General features: G+C 61.5%; 25 protein-coding genes. All 25 read right to left on the reverse strand.

From position 1 onward, the window contains the following. Position 1: 1 nt before the first annotated feature. The 25 genes from IAG25_RS15730 to IAG25_RS15845 all read right to left on the reverse strand — a co-directional run bounded on the left by IAG25_RS15730 (position 2) and on the right by IAG25_RS15845 (position 16,473). Positions 2-307 carry a head-tail connector protein gene (locus tag IAG25_RS15730; RefSeq protein ID WP_187605707.1) on the reverse strand — a complete coding sequence of 102 codons (306 nt, stop codon included), beginning with the start codon at positions 305-307 and terminating at the stop codon, positions 2-4. Then, positions 304-1,287 carry a hypothetical protein gene (locus IAG25_RS15735; RefSeq protein WP_187605708.1) on the reverse strand — a complete coding sequence of 328 codons (984 nt, stop codon included), beginning with the start codon at positions 1,285-1,287 and terminating at the stop codon, positions 304-306. The genes IAG25_RS15730 and IAG25_RS15735 overlap by 4 nt, the downstream gene beginning before the upstream one ends. Continuing rightward, positions 1,280-2,683: a phage portal protein gene (locus tag IAG25_RS15740; protein WP_255503740.1), complete on the reverse strand. Its 1,404-nt coding sequence runs from the start codon at positions 2,681-2,683 to the stop codon at positions 1,280-1,282. Before IAG25_RS15740 ends, IAG25_RS15735 begins: the two co-directional genes overlap by 8 nt. A gap of 70 nt (positions 2,684-2,753) precedes the next feature. Next, on the reverse strand, positions 2,754-3,077 hold the full coding sequence (locus tag IAG25_RS15745; RefSeq protein ID WP_187605710.1) for a hypothetical protein: 324 nt from the start codon (positions 3,075-3,077) through the stop codon (positions 2,754-2,756). Between the two features lie 69 nt (positions 3,078-3,146). After that, the gene (locus tag IAG25_RS15750; RefSeq protein WP_222946529.1) at positions 3,147-4,640 is read right to left on the reverse strand and encodes a phage major capsid protein; all 1,494 of its coding nucleotides are present in this window, start codon (positions 4,638-4,640) and stop codon (positions 3,147-3,149) included. Continuing rightward, positions 4,637-5,242, reverse strand: coding sequence for an HK97 family phage prohead protease (locus tag IAG25_RS41180; protein WP_222946530.1), 606 nt, complete (start codon positions 5,240-5,242; stop codon positions 4,637-4,639). The genes IAG25_RS15750 and IAG25_RS41180 overlap by 4 nt, the downstream gene beginning before the upstream one ends. Before the next feature lie 8 nt (positions 5,243-5,250). Beyond that, on the reverse strand, positions 5,251-7,077 hold the full coding sequence (locus IAG25_RS15755) for a terminase large subunit (protein ID WP_187605711.1): 1,827 nt from the start codon (positions 7,075-7,077) through the stop codon (positions 5,251-5,253). Then, complete coding sequence (locus tag IAG25_RS15760; protein WP_187605712.1) at positions 7,043-7,507, reverse strand: phage terminase small subunit P27 family; 465 nt, start codon at positions 7,505-7,507, stop codon at positions 7,043-7,045. The genes IAG25_RS15755 and IAG25_RS15760 overlap by 35 nt, the downstream gene beginning before the upstream one ends. Next, the gene (locus IAG25_RS15765; RefSeq protein ID WP_222946531.1) at positions 7,479-8,255 is read right to left on the reverse strand and encodes a Mom family adenine methylcarbamoylation protein; all 777 of its coding nucleotides are present in this window, start codon (positions 8,253-8,255) and stop codon (positions 7,479-7,481) included. Before IAG25_RS15765 ends, IAG25_RS15760 begins: the two co-directional genes overlap by 29 nt. Then, entirely contained in the window at positions 8,252-8,791 is a 540-nt protein-coding gene (locus IAG25_RS15770; RefSeq protein ID WP_187605713.1) for a ParB/Srx family N-terminal domain-containing protein, read from the reverse strand. Before IAG25_RS15770 ends, IAG25_RS15765 begins: the two co-directional genes overlap by 4 nt. A gap of 140 nt (positions 8,792-8,931) precedes the next feature. Next, complete coding sequence (locus IAG25_RS15775; protein ID WP_187605714.1) at positions 8,932-9,135, reverse strand: HNH endonuclease; 204 nt, start codon at positions 9,133-9,135, stop codon at positions 8,932-8,934. Positions 9,136-9,277: 142 nt separating this feature from the next. Then, on the reverse strand, positions 9,278-9,610 hold the full coding sequence (locus IAG25_RS15780) for a hypothetical protein (protein ID WP_187605715.1): 333 nt from the start codon (positions 9,608-9,610) through the stop codon (positions 9,278-9,280). Between the two features lie 14 nt (positions 9,611-9,624). Continuing rightward, positions 9,625-9,897 carry a hypothetical protein gene (locus tag IAG25_RS15785; protein ID WP_187605716.1) on the reverse strand — a complete coding sequence of 91 codons (273 nt, stop codon included), beginning with the start codon at positions 9,895-9,897 and terminating at the stop codon, positions 9,625-9,627. 195 nt (positions 9,898-10,092) lie between these two features. Next, positions 10,093-10,965 carry a hypothetical protein gene (locus tag IAG25_RS15790; protein ID WP_187605717.1) on the reverse strand — a complete coding sequence of 291 codons (873 nt, stop codon included), beginning with the start codon at positions 10,963-10,965 and terminating at the stop codon, positions 10,093-10,095. Positions 10,966-11,880: 915 nt separating this feature from the next. Further along, on the reverse strand, positions 11,881-12,537 hold the full coding sequence (locus tag IAG25_RS15795; protein ID WP_187605718.1) for a hypothetical protein: 657 nt from the start codon (positions 12,535-12,537) through the stop codon (positions 11,881-11,883). Continuing rightward, positions 12,527-12,850: a hypothetical protein gene (locus IAG25_RS15800; protein ID WP_187605719.1), complete on the reverse strand. Its 324-nt coding sequence runs from the start codon at positions 12,848-12,850 to the stop codon at positions 12,527-12,529. The genes IAG25_RS15795 and IAG25_RS15800 overlap by 11 nt, the downstream gene beginning before the upstream one ends. Then, positions 12,847-13,092, reverse strand: coding sequence for a hypothetical protein (locus IAG25_RS15805; RefSeq protein ID WP_187605720.1), 246 nt, complete (start codon positions 13,090-13,092; stop codon positions 12,847-12,849). Before IAG25_RS15805 ends, IAG25_RS15800 begins: the two co-directional genes overlap by 4 nt. 9 nt (positions 13,093-13,101) lie before the next feature. Then, entirely contained in the window at positions 13,102-13,341 is a 240-nt protein-coding gene (locus tag IAG25_RS15810) for a hypothetical protein (protein WP_187605721.1), read from the reverse strand. After that, complete coding sequence (locus IAG25_RS15815) at positions 13,338-13,889, reverse strand: RusA family crossover junction endodeoxyribonuclease (RefSeq protein WP_255503742.1); 552 nt, start codon at positions 13,887-13,889, stop codon at positions 13,338-13,340. Before IAG25_RS15815 ends, IAG25_RS15810 begins: the two co-directional genes overlap by 4 nt. A gap of 7 nt (positions 13,890-13,896) precedes the next feature. Beyond that, complete coding sequence (locus tag IAG25_RS15820; protein WP_187605722.1) at positions 13,897-14,115, reverse strand: hypothetical protein; 219 nt, start codon at positions 14,113-14,115, stop codon at positions 13,897-13,899. Next, a complete protein-coding gene (locus IAG25_RS15825) occupies positions 14,112-14,339 on the reverse strand; it encodes a hypothetical protein (protein WP_187605723.1) in 228 nt (75 codons plus the stop codon). Before IAG25_RS15825 ends, IAG25_RS15820 begins: the two co-directional genes overlap by 4 nt. Further along, positions 14,336-14,662: a DnaB-like helicase N-terminal domain-containing protein gene (locus IAG25_RS15830; RefSeq protein ID WP_187605724.1), complete on the reverse strand. Its 327-nt coding sequence runs from the start codon at positions 14,660-14,662 to the stop codon at positions 14,336-14,338. The genes IAG25_RS15825 and IAG25_RS15830 overlap by 4 nt, the downstream gene beginning before the upstream one ends. Beyond that, positions 14,659-14,895, reverse strand: a complete 237-nt coding sequence (locus tag IAG25_RS15835) for a hypothetical protein (protein ID WP_187605725.1) — start codon at positions 14,893-14,895, stop codon at positions 14,659-14,661. Before IAG25_RS15835 ends, IAG25_RS15830 begins: the two co-directional genes overlap by 4 nt. After that, entirely contained in the window at positions 14,892-15,497 is a 606-nt protein-coding gene (locus tag IAG25_RS15840) for a hypothetical protein (protein WP_187605726.1), read from the reverse strand. The genes IAG25_RS15835 and IAG25_RS15840 overlap by 4 nt, the downstream gene beginning before the upstream one ends. Continuing rightward, a complete protein-coding gene (locus tag IAG25_RS15845; RefSeq protein ID WP_187605727.1) occupies positions 15,478-16,473 on the reverse strand; it encodes a hypothetical protein in 996 nt (331 codons plus the stop codon). Before IAG25_RS15845 ends, IAG25_RS15840 begins: the two co-directional genes overlap by 20 nt. Positions 16,474-17,042 lie beyond the last annotated feature (569 nt).

Raw genomic sequence — 17,042 nt, forward strand, 5'->3', positions numbered from 1 at the left:
GCTACTCCATCGCCGGGTCACGCCGCTGATGCAGCAGATTGCAGACAGCCCACGGCAGATAGCCTTGCTCCCATGTCTGCGCCTCGGTGCCGTCCGGGTCACGCAGAAAAATGCCCGCGAGCAGCAAGGTCGCCTGCTGCACGTTCGGCGGCGGTGGATCGTCGTCGGTGTACGGCTCGCGCTTCAGATAGGCGATGACCGAATCGCTCGCATTGGTCACGGCCATCTGAATCGTGAGGTCGGGGAAGTCATCGTCGAGCCGCAGGGCCGCGCGGGCCTGATCGACGGTTACGAGGTCGCCGTTCATGCTGCCGCCCCTACGATCGACATGCGCGCATCCTTGCCGTCACGACCGCGCTTCGCGGCAAGCGTCCATGCATCGCCGCCCGCGTCGGGCTTCGTGTCGGTCGTCGCATTGCAGTGCCACAGCGACCCGGCCCATGTCACTACGTCACCGGCCTTGTATGTTTCTCCCGCCACAAACACGCCGCGATAGATCATGACCGGCAGCGCGAAGGTCGCGGTCTCATGCGCACCGCCCGAGCGCTCGATATGCATCGTGAAGCTGCGTTCGCTGTCCATCGTCACCTTCGTGGATGCGATGCCATCGACCACACAGGCCCAGCCGTGCGCGCCGTGCGTATTTGCGTGTGCGCGCCACAAACCGCCTTGATGCTGGGCGAGCGTGCCGCGCGGATAGTCGCGGCCGAAGTCGATGACCGGCAGCACGTCGAGTTCGAAGGCGTCACGCCCAGGCTCACCATCTTTCGGCACCGGGGTCTCGCGACCTTCTAACGTCTTGATCTGCTCGCGAATTGACTCGATACCGTGTTGCAGACGGTCGAGGTCACGGCGTTCGTCGTTGATCTGCCGCGCATGTTCGTCCTGTGCATGCCGCAGGATTTCGATTGCGTCGCTATGATCCGTTACGTGGGGGAGTGGCATGGTTGCAACGGCGTCGCGTGCTACTGCGCTGCCCAGCGCATCTAGCCGTTCCGCCAACGTCGCACAGCTTGCCTGCACAGAGAGACTCAGTCGATCGAACTCCCGCCGATCTTCAGCAATCTGACGGCCGTGCTCTTCATGCCCTCGCCGAAGACTTTCGATGGCCTCGCTGTGATCCTTCACCGGGAAGCTCGTGACGTTCACGACCGGCTCGCGCGCCGCTGATTTTTCGAGCGCATCGAGGCGAGCGGCGAGCGCAGTGAAATAGCTTTGAACGTGCTGCCTGATCGCGCGGGCGATGACGTCAAGTAAGGCATCGGGAATCGTGGTTACGTCACGCATGGTCGTCCGCTCCCTCGGTCAGGCCATTGACGATCCGGGCAAACCAGCGAGCCGTGCGGGCCTGCTCGGTCTCTTTCGTGCTGTCGTCCTCGCTCGGGTCCTCGTGGTTGCCGCTAGTGCTCGCTGGCTGACCGCCGACCGGCGCAGGGGCGGCAGGTTTCTCGAACGGGCCGTTGCGATCGCGTTCGTCGAGTGCGGCCAACGAATAGTTCTGCTGTTGCAGGTACGGCGTTGCGCCACCCTTGACGGGCCGCATGTTCAGCCGCTGCCGAGCTTCGTTCGGTGCGACGATGCCGCCGCCGACGCCATCGGTGAGCGTCTTAATCATGGTCGCGGTGTCCATGCGCAGCAGGCCGTCGAGGTCAAGCTCGGTGCGGAAGTCAGGCGGCAGCGCAAGGCCTTCGTCCATGCAAAGCTCGAACGACTCGATCAGCGATTGCAGGCACTGCGAGTAATAGTTCTGACTCAGGGCTTCGATATTGTTGTAGGTCGGTGCGGTGCCGACGCCGACCATATAGCCCGGTACGTGAAACACCGAGCACACGATTTCGCTGGTCATCTTGAGTTGGTCGATCAGCTGCGCATCGACGGCTTTCATCATCAGCGGTTCGTACTTGAGGTTATCGCCGAGCACGGCAATGCGACCGCGATTGACGCCGCCGTAGTTCGCCTCCCAACGTTCCTTGAGCCGCTTCGCAGTCTCGTCACTGATCGCACCCGGCGCGACGAGGATGCCGCCCGGTTCCGCACCGTTCTCGAAGAAATCGGCGCTGTTGTTCAGGATCGCGAGGCCCTGACGGGCAGCGAGCGCACAGGCGAACAGCGGCGACGTGCCGACGAGCGGATGAAAGAGGCAGTTCATGCGGTCGTGAATGATCTCGCTCGCCGGGACGATGAACTGCTGACCATCATCGGGCGGGGTCACGCCCGCGAGGTAGTCGATATCAAGCTGGTAATACACCGAGCCATCCTCGGTGACGAGCGGACGGCAGCGGTTCGGGTCGAGCACATAGAGGGCGACCACGACGCCGCGCGCATCGCGTTCCTTCAGGACATACGTGTTACCGCGCGTCAGCTTTGACATGATCCAGTTTTCGACGAACTGGATATGGTTCTGGTAGCGGTTCGGCTTGCGCAGCACAGGCGAGAATGCAGGCGACGTGCCCTGAATCCAGACTTCGCCATCGGCCTTCATGAGTCGCACCGCGAGCTTGCCGATATCGGCACTGATTAGCGTGATGCATGCATAGACGGCGTGATACGCGAGGATGGTCTCGGGCCGCAGTTCGACATTGCGCTGCCATGCACCGGTGAACGCCTCACGCACGATCAGCGGCCACCAACCGCCACTACCGAATGGCCCGAGCAGGCCGCTGCCGACCGTCTGTGCGTTCATCGGCACAGGAGCCGTGACACCGCGCGGGCCTGCACGCGACACGGCAATGTCAAAGCCGAAAAGGCGCATGTCAGTCGTCCTTGTTTTCGCTGCGATCCTCGGCAGTCATGTCGCGGCGCTTGTAGCCGCTCTTTCGCTTGCGACCCTTGGTGTCGTCATCGTCAGCCTGCATAGGCGGCTGCTCAGGGGCATGCTGGCGCTCGGGCTTGGGTTGCCTGCTGCGCTTTTCCTCAGGCTTGCTGGTGCCTGCTGCTGCCTGCTCCTGCGGCCTGTCACGCACCACACGCCCGGTCGCTTCGAGCAGCTTCGCGTCGCGCTCGGGCATCTCGATCGGGTCGCCTTTTTCGTACTGCGTGCGGGCGTAGGAGAACGACCGGTTCGCGAACACTTTCATGGTTGCCACCTCGATAAAAAGAAAGGGCACGCCGTCGCCGGTCGTGCCCTCGTGTGCCTCGTTGCTAATTTAGCTACGTGTCGTCGTTACAAGGCCTTCGTCGGTTCGTTGCTGCTCGCCGTTCTCGCCCTCGGTCACAGGCGGCGTCGGAATGATGAAATTGCCGCCGTAGCGTGCGCCGCTGATATAGGCGACCGCCTGCGCACGCCGACGCTGCCAGTTGATGAACCGCTCGGCACGCAGCGCCACCAAGTTGTTCTGCCACATGCTGACAAGCTGCGTCGCTGGGGTGGCAGGTGCATCGTCCATCTGCAACGACGCTTCACGCGATGCATCGAGCGTCACACCGCCATCGTCGGCCATCAGGATTTCAGACGGCAGCACGAGCACGAGCATGGTCGTCGCCGGGTCGCTTGCGCCAGTGCTCGCATGGTGCGGGACGTTCGCCGAGACGACGACCGGCAGGCCGAAGAACACGCCACCGTTCATGTTGATGCCGGGGAACTCGGCCTGTCCGAGGGCATTCGACAGCATGCCGATGGAGAGTGCCATTACCGGGTCCATGATCCAGTACGCACCACGGATCGACATGTTGGCCTGCACGAACATCGCGAACAGCGTGCCTACGTCCAGCCGCAGGTCATCAGCGGTCGGCCCGCTCGCGGGAATGTTCGGTGCGCTGTTCGTGATTGAGGCCGGATGCACGTTCGCCACTGCGGCGATGCTCGGGTCGATGAACTGAATGTCGAGGAACTGCGCGATGGTCTCTACGAGGTCACGCTGTACGATCGCCTCGGCGCTCGGGTTCGAGAACCGTACAAGCTCGTCCGTTAGCACGACGATGCCTGCGGCCTTGCTGAAGCCGAGCGAGACGGTCGCAAAGCCGAGTTTGCTGACGGGCTTCGGCTGACCTTCACCGACCCACTGCGCGCTGCTGCCCGAGGTCTGCGCGGGCATCTTCGTATTGAACGGCACACGGCGAAAGCCGGTGATCTGGCCCATGATCGTTTCAGGCCGCAGCAGTTCGATGAACTCGCCGGTCATGTTCTGATAATCGACCAGCGGTGCGGCCCATGCCGGATCAGTTGTCGTGCCTGCGGCCACAGCAGCACGCAGGACGGTTTCAACCTGCGGCGTGCTGTCATGCCAGCCGCGAGCGATTTCGACAGCCTGCATCAGGTTGCCGTGCGAGCGGGCGAGTGCGATCGCGTACCGCGTGAAGGCCGTACCTTTAGCGACGTTCTGATGCACCGTGATAACCGGGCTGCGTGAGGCCGCGCCAGTCGTTACCACACCTGCGCGGGCATTGCTGGCGCTGGTCGGATCAGTGACGATGATCGGCGAGGCGGTACGCACGACCTGGGCTTCGATGGACTTGAGCCGACCGATATGCGCGTCGATCGACTTGATATCCTGATCGAGCGTGTCGAACTCTTCCTGCTGGGCCTGATCGAGGGTCGCGCCTGCCTCGGCAGCGGCTTCCATAATTTCGATCATGCGGGCGCTCGCACTCGCGCGGCGAGCTTCGAACGCTGCGATCTGTTCCTGAATGGTGAACTTCATTTCACGCTCCGATGGATGGTTTGAATCACGAAGGGTTCGCGAGCGCGCGAGCGTGGGTCGTCGTGCAGCCGCACGACATGCGATGCAGGTGTTTCGATACGGCTCGAACTCTGGCCGGACGCGGCCCGTTCCGAGGCGTCAATGCTGCGGACTACATTGATGGTTGCCTCACCGTTCGCGGGGATGGTGACGAGCGAAAGCTCTAGCCACTCCCACGACAGGAAGCGCAAGCCGCCGCTGTCCATCATCGAGTACTCCAGCGGGCGGAAGCCGATCGACACGGCACGAATGAGGCCGAGCTTGACGGACTGCCAAGCCTCTTCGAGCCGGTCGCGCAGGTTGCCGGGTTCGTCGGTCTTGAGGATGCGGGCCTTGAACGGGATGCCATCGGCCTGAGCCTTGGCGAACTCGACATGACCGACGGGCGCATCGCTGCGGTGCTGCCACAGCAGCGGCATCGGAAGTGCATACTTCGCGCCGAGGGGTTCGACCACATCCTCGTAGCGGTCAGGTGTCGGCGTGCTGGCGATGCCTTCGATGGTGCGCTGTTCCTCGTCACTGCTGCGCACGTCGAGCAGCGTGTAAGCCCGTTCAAGTTTCATGGCTGACCTCACAGGAAAAACATCTGGTACTCGGGCTGGCGCTCGGTCTCACCTGCGAGCGCCAGCGCGACGGCCATCGTCAAGGCAACGAGGCCGTCAATGCGGCCGGTCGCCTTGCGCTTGTTGAAAATGCGGTTGTTCTTCGGGTCGGTGTCGGTGACCGCGCTCGTGACGTTCCAGCGCAGGCAGGGATTGAAGGCGACGCGCAGCTTGCGGTCGAACACAAGCTGCTCCATCAGTTCGATCGAACGCGGCATCCACAGGCCCGACTCCGCGGCGCGGTGGAAGCCCTGACCGTGCGGCACGAGCTTGAGCGCGAGCGCGGCATCGTCGAGGTCCTGCTCGAAGTACTTGATCCGGTACGGGTCGAACGCGATACCGGCGATCGTGAGGAAGGCATCAAGTTCGGCGAGCCGCTTGACTACATCGGCGTAGTCGATCGCGCGGCCCTTCGATGCGTGCAGGAAACCGGCCTTGACCCAAACGGGATACGGCACATGGTCACGGCGTGAGCGTTCGTCGATCGTCGCATCAGGCGTCCAGAACTCAACGAGTGCATCGACGCTGCCATCGTCCTGCACGCATGCAGCAGCGAGCGCGGTGAGATCGCGCGTACCGGACAGGTCGAGACCGCCGAGCACGTCGCGGCCCTTCATGCGATCGAGCAGCGCATCGCGTTCGGTCATGGCCTGCTCGACTACCTTCGTCCAGAGCGCCGCGCCTGCCTCCTGCTCGGCAAGCTGCTGCGCGAGCGTCGGTGCGCCGACCTCGCACGGTGTCCACAGGTCAAGACTGATCCACGGATCGGCGGCATCGACCCACTGGCAGAAGTTCAGGCGCCGCACCGTGGATTCGAGCGACGGCATGCCGCGCGCCTGCCGCACCTGTTCATCGAGATAGGACCGTTGAATGGTCTGCCCGAGTGAGGGATTCGCCTTGACCCAACAGGCCTCGTCCTCGAACGGGTCCTCACCTTCGTCCAGCGAGCAGATGAACGCGAAGAATGCGTCATCCTCTAACTGCTGCGCGGCGACCTTTTGCCCGTACTCGTGTTTCTCGTAGCAGAGCGACGTGCGATCAAAGCCCGAGTTCGTAATCATAAAAATGAGCGGCTGGCGTCGGCCTTTCTTGCCCGCCTGCATCATGTCGATGACAGTGCGATCCTTGTGCTCCCGAATCTCGTCGATCAGTGCGCAGTGCGGGCGCGGCCCTGACTGGCCCGTGCTGTCACTCGCGATCGTGCGAAAGAACGAGGCCTTGTGCAGGTATGCGAGATTGAACGTGCGCTCGGCACGGCCCGACTTCGTAATGCGTGCGGTCAGCGCCGGAGATAGATCGACCATCGCGACGGCATCACGGAACAGAATCTGCGCCTGCTCTTTCTTCGTCGCAGCTGCGTACACCTCGGCACGTTCCTCGCCATCGGCGACGAGCATGTACAGGCCGACACCTGCGGCAAGCGGTGACTTGCCGGAACCCTTCGCCGACTCGACATAGGCTTCGCGGAAGCGTCGCGAGTCGTCTGCGCGCTTCCAGCCGAACAGCGAGCCAACGACGAACGCTTCCCACGGCAGCAGGCCGAAGGGCACTCCCTCAAACTCGCCACCGTTCAGCCGCAGCACATCGGGATAGAAATTGATGATGCGCATGGCGGCTTCGAGGTCCCACCGCAGGCCGCGCGCCTTACCGTGCCGCAGGTCGTGCAGATGACGGCGGCAGGCTGCGCGCACGTCAGGCCCCGCGACAATCGCCCCCTCGCTGACGTCCCGTGCGTATTGCGTGACCGGATCGAACGCCGGTTCAGAAGTACGCTTTGGCCGGGTCTTTGTGGTCATCGGGATTCACGCGAATGTTCGCGCGTGCCGAAGGTGAGAGACCGAACTCGGCGGCCAGATGCACGTACTGATATGCGGCCCGGTTCGCGGTGCCGATCAGCGGATGCTGTATCCAGTTGCCGTTGGTCGTCTTGTAGAGCAGCGGTCGGCCCATTTTCTCGAGCGCTTCCTCGGCATCGACCCAGCGACCGTAGGCCGCGCACACGGCAGCGAGCGCCCCGCGATCGAGGTGCGTGAGCAGGCCGAGCATGAACAGGTGCGCACTCAACCGGTCCCACTCGGCACGCGCCGACCGTGACAGATGCGTCGGCGGGTCGGGGATGGCGAGTTCGGGCTTGGGTTCATACGGGTTGCGGTTCTTGTGCGTCGTGCCTTCGATGACGCGCAGATGCGTCGGCTTCTTAGGTACGGTTCCGCGACCTTTTCGCATGCCGGGCATGGGTCACCGTCTGAAGGATGGAGCGCGAGGGTCGGTGCTGCGCCGCCGCTGTACCGGTGGGACCGGTCATCGCCTGCTTCTCGCGCGGGGTTGATAACTTCGGGTAAGGCTTGGCAAGCGGCGCGACCTGAGCACGCATCGCGTTATCGAGCGGCAGCAGATAGCGGTGCTTGTCGCCGCCGTCGATGCGGGTCGCCTTCGGGTCCACATTCGCGACGAGCCACTTCAGGTTGAAACCCTGCTTGCCGTAGCGGCTCGATGCGGTCTTGCCGTGCAGGACCTCGCCATGCACGACGACGCGGCTGGTCTTGCCGACGCCGGTATAGATCCAGCCCATCGCCTGATAGATGCCGCCGACATGGCCCTGCACGGTGTCGGCGTAGCTGACGATCAGCCGTAGTCCAGGCGAAGCACGGCGCAGGAACTTGACGGCGAGCATGACGATGCGCGAGACCGGCGCGCAGTGATCGCGGAGCGCGACGCGCGATAGCTCGCAGCACTCGGTCTGCGTGAGGCCGTAGGGGTTGCCGATATGGCGGTTCGCACCGCGTGAGAACAGGACGATGCCGATAAAGCGGTCATCCTCCCAAGCGCCGATCTTGACGTTCGTGCTGACCGGGACCGAGCGCGAGTAATGCCAGTGACCGCAGGCATAGGCAACGGCCTCGCCTGTCGCCCAATCAATGCGCAGAGCGGGTTTCGCTCCGAGGGCTTCAGACTGGCGGGCGGGCATGCTCATGGTCGCGGGACCTCACCGCCGCAGTGCGGGCAGATGATCGGCTGCAAACGCGACAGGTCGCCCTGATCGCTTGCTGCGCCGGGGCCAAATTCGCCGGCCTTCGCAAGGGCGTCCATCTCGTCGTTCGTGAAGCCGAGCAGCGACATGTCGAACTTGTCGGCGGCAAGGGCATCGAGTTCGACGGCGAGCAGTTCATCGTCCCACGGTGACTCGGCGAGCCGGTTATCGGCGAGCACATACGCACGGCGCTGCGCGTCGCTCCAACCCTTCGCGATCATGACCGGCAAGCGCTCCCATTCGAGCAGTCTCGCGGCCATGACCCGACCGTGACCGGCGATGATCGTGCCATCCTCGGCGGCGAGAACCGGCATGGTGAAGCCCCATTCGCGCATGCTCGCCGCGAGCTGCGCAATCTGCGTCGCTGAGTGCTGCTTGGCGTTGCGCGCATACGGAATCAGTTTCTCGATGTCCCATAGCTGCACCTTCGCCGCAGGCCACTGAGCGCGGGCCGGGGCATCTTTAGCAGGCTGGTCCATTGAAACTCCTAATCGGGCAGACCCGGCGATAGAACGGATTTCGGAAAAAGAAGCAGCGGGCTGGTGTCCTGCCGCCGCCGAAAAATTTACAAATGGCCCCCCCACGACCGTCCCGCGAGTCGCGACGGCGCGGCATGAGGTCATGACGAACGCGGCAACGATGGAGAGAGCGGCGAGCCGAACAGGTCACAGCCGCCAGCACGCAGGCCGAGGTCGGCGCGTGTCTTGAGTTCATGACAGGGGACGCAGAGCGACTGAAGGTTGGGCGGTGCATCAGTGCCGCCCTTGAACAAGGGCAAGACGTGATCGACTTCCTGAGCAGCAGTGATAAAGCCCTTGCTCATGCAGGCAGCGCACAGCGGATGGTCACGCAGTTGCCTTGCCCTGATCCTGAGCCAGATACGGCCCCGAGTACGGGCCTGTACGCGGGGCTGGTCAGTAGACATAGCAGGGATTCAGCAGTTTGCTAGGAGCCTATGGCAGGCCTTACGGCTGCCCTACTACCTGAGCAGGGTTGCCACAGGCTTCTAGGACTCCTACGGCAGCTTGTTCCCGGATTAACTCAGCGACATAGGCTGCAGGTTGACGGTGATTTACCCAGAACCCTGCCTGATTGAGTGCCATACCACTAAGTTCCATCTCTGAACGGGTCATGCACCTGCGGGCCTGCTCGCCTTCGTAGACACCAATGCGGCTTGTCCGGTGCTTATCGAATGCAGCGGACGAATTGAACAGCAGACTGCAATCGCTGCACTGATTCCGGTCGCCAGACAAAGTAGTGCCCTGCCGCATCTCGCGGGCCTGTTGCATCGTGAGCATGAGACCTCCTAGAGCTATCCGCCGATAGGCCGCTGCATCGGGCGGCTGGCAGGATCAACGACGCGGACGATATCGACGCGGATATCGTCGCCGACCATCAGGCAGCTATTGATCGTCGTCGGCAGTCGCGTCGCAAGCTGCTCGCGTAGTGCAGTGACCTGATCCGGCGAGAGGCTGTCGGGCAGATGAAAAATCAGCAGGTCGCCGGGATTGAGCGACGCGGTTTCGATCGACGTGACGAGCGGCGCGCCGATCAGGTCAGCCAGCCAGCGTCCGAATCTCGTCATCAAGCACTCCAAAAAAAAGTCCGCTTCCTTCCGAAAGAAGCGGACTTCGCAGGCTGTGGCCACACGACGCCTACTCTCCGCAAAGATTAGGCAATTTGTCCCACGCGTGCAAGTGCTCGCTGCGCCCCAAAACAAAGACAAAGACCTGAGAACACCGACTGCGCCTCGTACTTCTCGAAGTTGCCAGCATGATCGTCACAACGAAGAACCGCACGGCCGAGTCGCCAATTTTTCGCATCCGTGCTCTGCCAACGTGAGTTCTGATTCGGCACGGGCTGCGAGCTTGCGCCACTCGTCCTGATCAGGCTCATAATATTCATTCTGGAGGCGGCGAATTTCCGTCCAGTCGATTCCGCGCTGGACTATTTCTTGATGAAGAATACGAATTAAGCTTCTTGCTGCTGCAAGCGATTTAGCCGCCTCTGGCGCGCTAGACGCTATAAGGGTGACGTGCTCCAAAGATATCTGGTCAGCAAGGGAAAACGAAAGCGAGCGAAGGTGCCTTTCGTAGATAGGATCCGGTCTGAAGCGATCGTGCATTGACAGCTTTTTTCTAGCGCGGAGAAGCTCGCCTTGAAGCGTCCGTATGTCAACTTTCATTTGCTTTATTACGGGTAGCAGTTCTACGGCCGCCAGCGTCGCCAACAGCTCCCCCGTACTTATTCTGATTTTTTCCTGTCGCTGTCCGATGTCTAGCGCAACATGGGCGGCGAAGAAAGCTCCGGCTGCGCTGGCCGCAGTCGCGATCGCGCCGATTGAGGTTGCGGCACCTCCTATCGCGGTCCAATTACTCTGCGGGTCAGCTAAAAGGATAGCTATGTACACCGCCCAAATCGCAACTGCCAAAGCCCAACATATACTCACAAGCATGTAACCTCGGCTTATGTGAATGCGTTGCTTGGCTTTCGTTCGAACCTCGGTCATGTAAGTGCAAATGACATAAGCGACGGAAGACGAAACGGAACGAACGCTCTTTGGTGTCGGATGCATCACGTTTGCAAAGACGTGCGACTTCAGGAGACTATTTACCAGATCGCGGAGCTCGCACGCCGATTTCGCTCTCTCCATACACTCCGCGAGTCAGCGCAGGTATGTAGTACGTTAGATTGCCGACAGACGGAAACCTTAGTCCAGCACCATTCAGAACGAGCGTTGCGGTGCTGAGGTTCTCGATGGGAACGCCCCGCAGCGCAGGTACATCATCGGCATCCACGCAGAATTTTTTTTCGTCGAACTTAAGGTCGAGGCAGATCGTCCTACCCACGAACGACACCCGTCGAGCATACAGCCGCATGTCTTCACGGCCTCGCCGTATCGCGTCTAAATATTCTAATTCGTCGGAGTCCATATCGCCTGTCCCCTAGTGCAGACTTCACCTTGGCATCCTGCAGCCTTACGCTTGAGCGCTTTGAAGTCGTTCAAACTCATTCCCGTGGCGGAAAGGACCCGAACTTCTCCACTAGGACATCGAAAGTCGAATTTTGCGAAACCTGGGTTCGAATGATGAACCTCGTTCAGCATTTCAGGATTGGCAAAGCACTCGAACTCTTCACACATGCGCACCCCGGCATTGTGCAGCTTACAAAAAGTCGCCCAAATTGTCGTATAAATCCCCCTGCCGACGTTGGACGCTTTGGCCGCGCCAACGGCCTACGAGTATATCGCCAGATTCTCATACGACGCACTTTTCATCAGTACGAAGGCAGACGCTTCCGACGAACGCTCATTCACTTTGACTTCCGATAGACGTGTCCATGCATTTGTCGTGCCAAGCAGCAAGGAAAAGCAAGTTCGCTAAAGATAGCAGCTTTCCGGGCCTCGACAATAAGGGGACTCTCGAACTCGGTTTGGAACGTTGGTAATTTGCGAACTAACGAAAAAGATGTGTACGCGCGCGGCGATAAACCCATCTTCCGGTTCCCAATGCACAAACCACGATCTTTGTTGGACGAATTGTCGGGTTAAACCGCCAGGCCGTTCCGATCATGGTCCAGCAAGGATTTTCGTCGACCCATAAGTCAGCGTCTCGCACAGACCATTCGAAACGAACGTCTGTTCGAGCGAGCTAAGCGCCTGCTGCTCAAGCTTGTCGAGGTCGTGATCGAACTGCAATGCAAGGCGCGCGAGGCTCGACTTGCTTGTGTGCGTTCGACGGGCGATCTCACGCAGCGACAAGCCGTCACCGTAGCGCGGCGGTAGATAGCGCCGCCAGAGCAGGTCCCATACAGGACTGGCGAGCGGGTCCGCGAAAATGTCGGCGTGATGGGAAGCCGGACTGATCGCCGAGACATGCGCGACCAGCCCGGACACGCTCATTTGCTTCTCGCTGGGGGTTTGGGAATACCGCGCGAGGATCGCATACGCTTCGGCGTCCGACAGGCGGCACAGCACGGCCTTGCGAACGAGCGCACATTGCGCGCGGGCTTCTAGGCGCGTCAGGCCCGAGAGGTCCACGACGCGCGAAGGGTGGCCGATCAGGTCGCGCACCCAATCGGCCTGTATGCGACTGCGCGCGGGACGCACGGCGGCGATGGTGACGAGCGCGCGGCGGGTCGCACCTGCATCGATGGCAGGCACTTCGGCCATGCGGAAGCTCGTCGAGAGCGCCACGTTCACGTCCCGGAAAGTCTCACCGTGCATTGCGTTCCTCGTCGTCGTGCTCGTTCTCGTCCATCGTCAGCGCTTCAGCGCGGTACAGGGTCGGGCCGAAGTGCGGCAGCGGTCGCCCCTGCTCGAATGCAGCGATCCACGCGAGCGCGGCATGATGGGCCTGCGCATAGCTGCGGTTCGGGTGGTTGCCTGCACGCAAACCGCTGCGATAAGCCCGACCGATCCACGACCGCAGGTTACTCGGGAGCCGATACCAGTGCTCGCGACATCCCCAGCGATCGAGGGCGACGAGCGCATGGCAGGACGGCCACATGCATTCGTGCTTGATCGGCAGTCGGGTCACGGCTCAGTCCTCGTCGCCGTTGTCACTGTCACGCTGCTGGCCCTGATCCTGTGACCGCTCCTGCGACGGCGCGTTCGGCGCATCCGCAGGCTGAGCCGGTTGCGCTGGCTGCGCAGGCGCAGCAGGCTGAGCCGGTGCAGCAGGAGCGACAGGCGCGACAGGTTCGACAGGCGCAACCGGGGCGACAGGGGCTGTCGGTGATTGCGGATCGGCAGGCGCTGCCGGTGCGTTGCTGCGTTCATGGTTGGAACTCATGTCGTCGTCTCCCTCGGTTTATGCGCCGGATGGCGCAAGGCTTCGTTCTCATGCGCTGCGCTCAGCAGAGCATTGCGCGCGAGTCGGGCAATGTTCGGCAGGCTGTTTGCGGTCGTGCTGCCTTCGGCGATATCAGCGATCAGGGTTAGTGCTTCGCGCAGGCGTTGATTGTCGGCGGCAAGGTGATGCCGCATCGCTTCACTTCTCACGATCATTACGACTCCGGTATTCATCATGATTCGAATGGGTCATCAATCAAGCCGCTGACCTGCTGCGGCATCGTTTCAAAAAGCGCCTGCTGCGGTTCGTGATACGGCACGCGGGCGATCGTCACGACGACATGCGCTTCGGCCTTCGGCTCGCCGCGTTGGGCGTCGATCTTCCAGACGAACCGGTCATCGAGAAAGACGCGGCCCTTGAGCGAGTCAATCAAAATCTTGAGTGCGTTATCGAGGTCGATGCACGACACGTCATCCTCCCAACGGTCACCGAACTTGCGCATGCGCTGTACCGCGTCCTGCGGCATCTTCGGATGCAGCACGACCGTGAGCGCAACACGACCGAACACCGGCTCGCGAATCTTCGCAACCTTGAGCAGCCATGCGACCTCACGCCGATAGGCCTTCGCTTCGGCACTGACGACTGTCTGTGCATGACCTGCGACGACATACGTACGCCAGTAGCGATTGCTCGATACGGGGTACGGCAGCGTCAGCGTGACCGGCTGCGACAACGGCAGCATGTCGGCGGGCGGCTTCGGCACAGGCAAGGTCTCGCGAGCCATGACCGGCTTACCACTCGGCAGGATCGAGACAGGCCGCTTCGCCCCATGTGCAGATACCGCACATGCCGGTCGCGACCACCACGACGCCGCGATGCACGCCGGTCACGACTGGCGTTTCACCGCAGTTCTCACAGGTATGGTCGTAATCGGGCACCCACGCATCGACCGGCTGTTCGACGAGTTCATCGCCGATCGCTTTGCTGTTCGCCTTGGCCCGCTTGCTCATGATTCGCTCCGTGGTTCGTCATCGCGATGAACACGCACCATGCCGCCGAAGTTCGGAACCTTCGGCAGGTCACCGCCCACCAAGCGGAAGGCCACGATACGCAGCACAAGAGTCGGCAATGCGTCGGGCGTGACCTCAACATCGGCACGCACGACACCTGCAACGGCTTCGCCTTCGGGTGTCACAAGCGGACGTTCGCCGCCGAGGTCAAGCGTCAGCTTCATGACTTGCTCCGTTCGAGCATGGCGGCGGCATAGACGCCGGTGTTGCAGGTCGCGACGCGAAGTTCGCAAAGCGTCAGCAGGTAGGCATAGGTCGAGACGTTGACCCGATGCCACGATTGCAGGTGCGCATGTACGGTTTCGACGCTGACCGGTTCGCCGCTTGCGATCAGTGAGCGGATCGAGGCGAAGATCATGCCGTGCTGATCATGCGAAAAGTCGCTGCTGCGAAGCTGCATGCAATGCCGGATGTTTTCGGACTTGCGTAGCAGTGCCGAGAGCACGTTCTGCTCGGCCCGCGTGCGCCGGTCGTGTTCGAACTTCATGACTTTTCTCCGTTGATCCGCGCGAGGATATGCACCGGCAGCGCTACGGTCAGGTCCGTGCCGGGTTCGATATCGCCGAGCAGTTCGGCGATGCGATATAGGCAGTCATGGCAGCGGCCCACGTCATGGTTCAGCACGTCGATTAGCGTCGCGATCGACAGGCGCTCATGCTCGGTCAGCGGATGCGCCATGTCGCGCATGCGGCGTGCGCTGATCGTCGCGAACGTGCTCATGCTGCGGCCTTTTCGTCATCGCTGCCCGGTTCGCGATCGCCGTAAATGTGCGGCGACGGGATGCGTTGAGGCAGGTCGATCGGTTCATCGTCGGCCTCACGCTCGGCGACGTGATGCGTCGCATGCCAGCGCCGTATCGCATCCTCGGCGAAGGCGACCTGCATTGCGTTGACCGCGTGCCCTTTCGCCGCGTTGTCGAGCAGCTTGTACGCCCACTGGATGCCGTCAGCCCTCGGGCTGTTGGGCAGGTATGCAGGATTCGCCATCAAAAGCCCCTTGATGCGTTGCAGTTGCGCGAAGCCTTCGGGCGTCATCGAAGCGCGGTCGTCACGCAGCAGTAGCGCATGCGTGGCAAACTGCTGCGGCACAGGGCGGCAGAGTTCGAGAAAGCGCGGCAGGTCGGGCGGCTTCGGTTCGTGGAACAAGGCCCCAAGTCCGCGCGTGAAGTCGTCGGGCTTCGTGTGCGCGAGGCCCTTCGCCCAAACGCGCTTGACTTCGGCTTCGTCCGAGTCGGCCCATAGCGCCGTGAAGCGCGTACCCCACAGCGACAGCATGCGGACGAACAGCCGCGTGACGATCGACTCAGGAAGGCTTGCGGACATGACCGGCCTCCGTGCTTTCGATGACGAGCGAAGGCTCGTCGCCGCTGACGGTCGTGAGACCGTGAGCCTTGCGGGCGAGCTTGTCGCGGTAGAACTCGCCCTGCGGTGCATGGCCGTTCGCGGCCTTCGGCGTATGGCCTTCGGCGAGCCAGTTGCGCACGATGCCGAGCACGAAGTTCGCCGTCACGGGCACTTCGCCCTTGCTCCGTGCGCCGACCTTGCGAGCTTCGGCGAACAGGTCGAGCGTCGCCCCGGCGTTCACGGCGTAGGCGATCGGCTCACGCGCAGCTGCGACCCGCTGCACGCCGTGATCCCGCAGGTCGGCAATGACCGCATCGGCGATCGCCTGCCGTGCCCGCTGCACGCTCACCGCTGCTCGGGCGATGGTGTCGGCTTCATCGGCAACGACCGTCAAGGCGGGAGACGACGACACAGGGCCGCTGCCTCGTGCGCGCACGCGAGGTTTGCTGTTGTCGTCGTTAGTACCCTCGGGTTTAAGGTTTTTCTCCGAGGACACCGAGGACACCGAGGACACCGCCTGTAATGGCTCGCCTAAGGTTTGCCTTGGGCTTTCCCTGCAACTGCCTAGGTACGCCATCCTTGATTGGCGGGCGTTTGCGAGCGGTGCTGAAAGCTCGCTCGGGGCTTCACGAGGATGCGGGCGCTGGTGTTTTTTCCACTTCGTTATTGCGATCAGTCGTTCGCTTCCGATGCAGTAGCGCTCGATCAAGTCAGCCTGATTGAGCAGTTCGAGGTGCGCGTCGATCGCGTCATCGCTCAGGTCGATGTCATACGGGAAAAGGTCAACCTTGATTCGCCCTGGGCGATCCTCTAGACGACCGTCGCGATCAGCAAGGGTCCACAGGCCAGCGAATAGCAAGCGTGCATAGGGTGGCAAGTGCCCGAGCACGTCATTGCGAAAGAAAGTCGGCTTGAGGATCCGTGCATGAGCCATGATGGTGTGTTCAGCCTTCATAGTCCGTCATCGGCAAGGGCGCGGCCTACACGGCGTTGAAGCTGCGAAGTTGAACTGCGAGGCTCTCCTCGCTGAAGCTTGCGTCTGGGTTTTTTAACGCATCGCGCACCATCAGCCAGAGAGATCGGCGACGTGTTGTTCGGCTTGCTCTCGCGCACCCATCCACTCTCGTTAGCGTCGGCTGCCAGGCGGCGTCCCGAATTGAGCGTTCATTACGCATATCCTTTGCAAGTTTGATCAACCTACAATAATCGGCGTCACCATGCCTGCCGATTATGTCCGGCACGATTTCAAGTCGTGAGCGAGTAAGCAAAGATTAGATGTGCGCTAGGCAGAAAGGCAAGCAGAAAACTTTTAATTGAAATATCGGCATTTCTATATTGGTCGAAAGCTAAACTGATAAAAACCAGATTGAATAACGGCAAATAAATATTTTCTAGACTAAACTGATACGGCCATGCTGGCACGATCTTTGTCATGCCTGAACGGCGCCGGCAAGGGTCCTATCGGTGTATATCCTTATCAACGGGCGCTGATAGTCAACGCGCGTTGATCAGATAAGATTCATT

The organism is Caballeronia sp. EK (assembly GCF_014384845.1).
Lineage (GTDB): Bacteria > Pseudomonadota > Gammaproteobacteria > Burkholderiales > Burkholderiaceae > Caballeronia > Caballeronia jiangsuensis.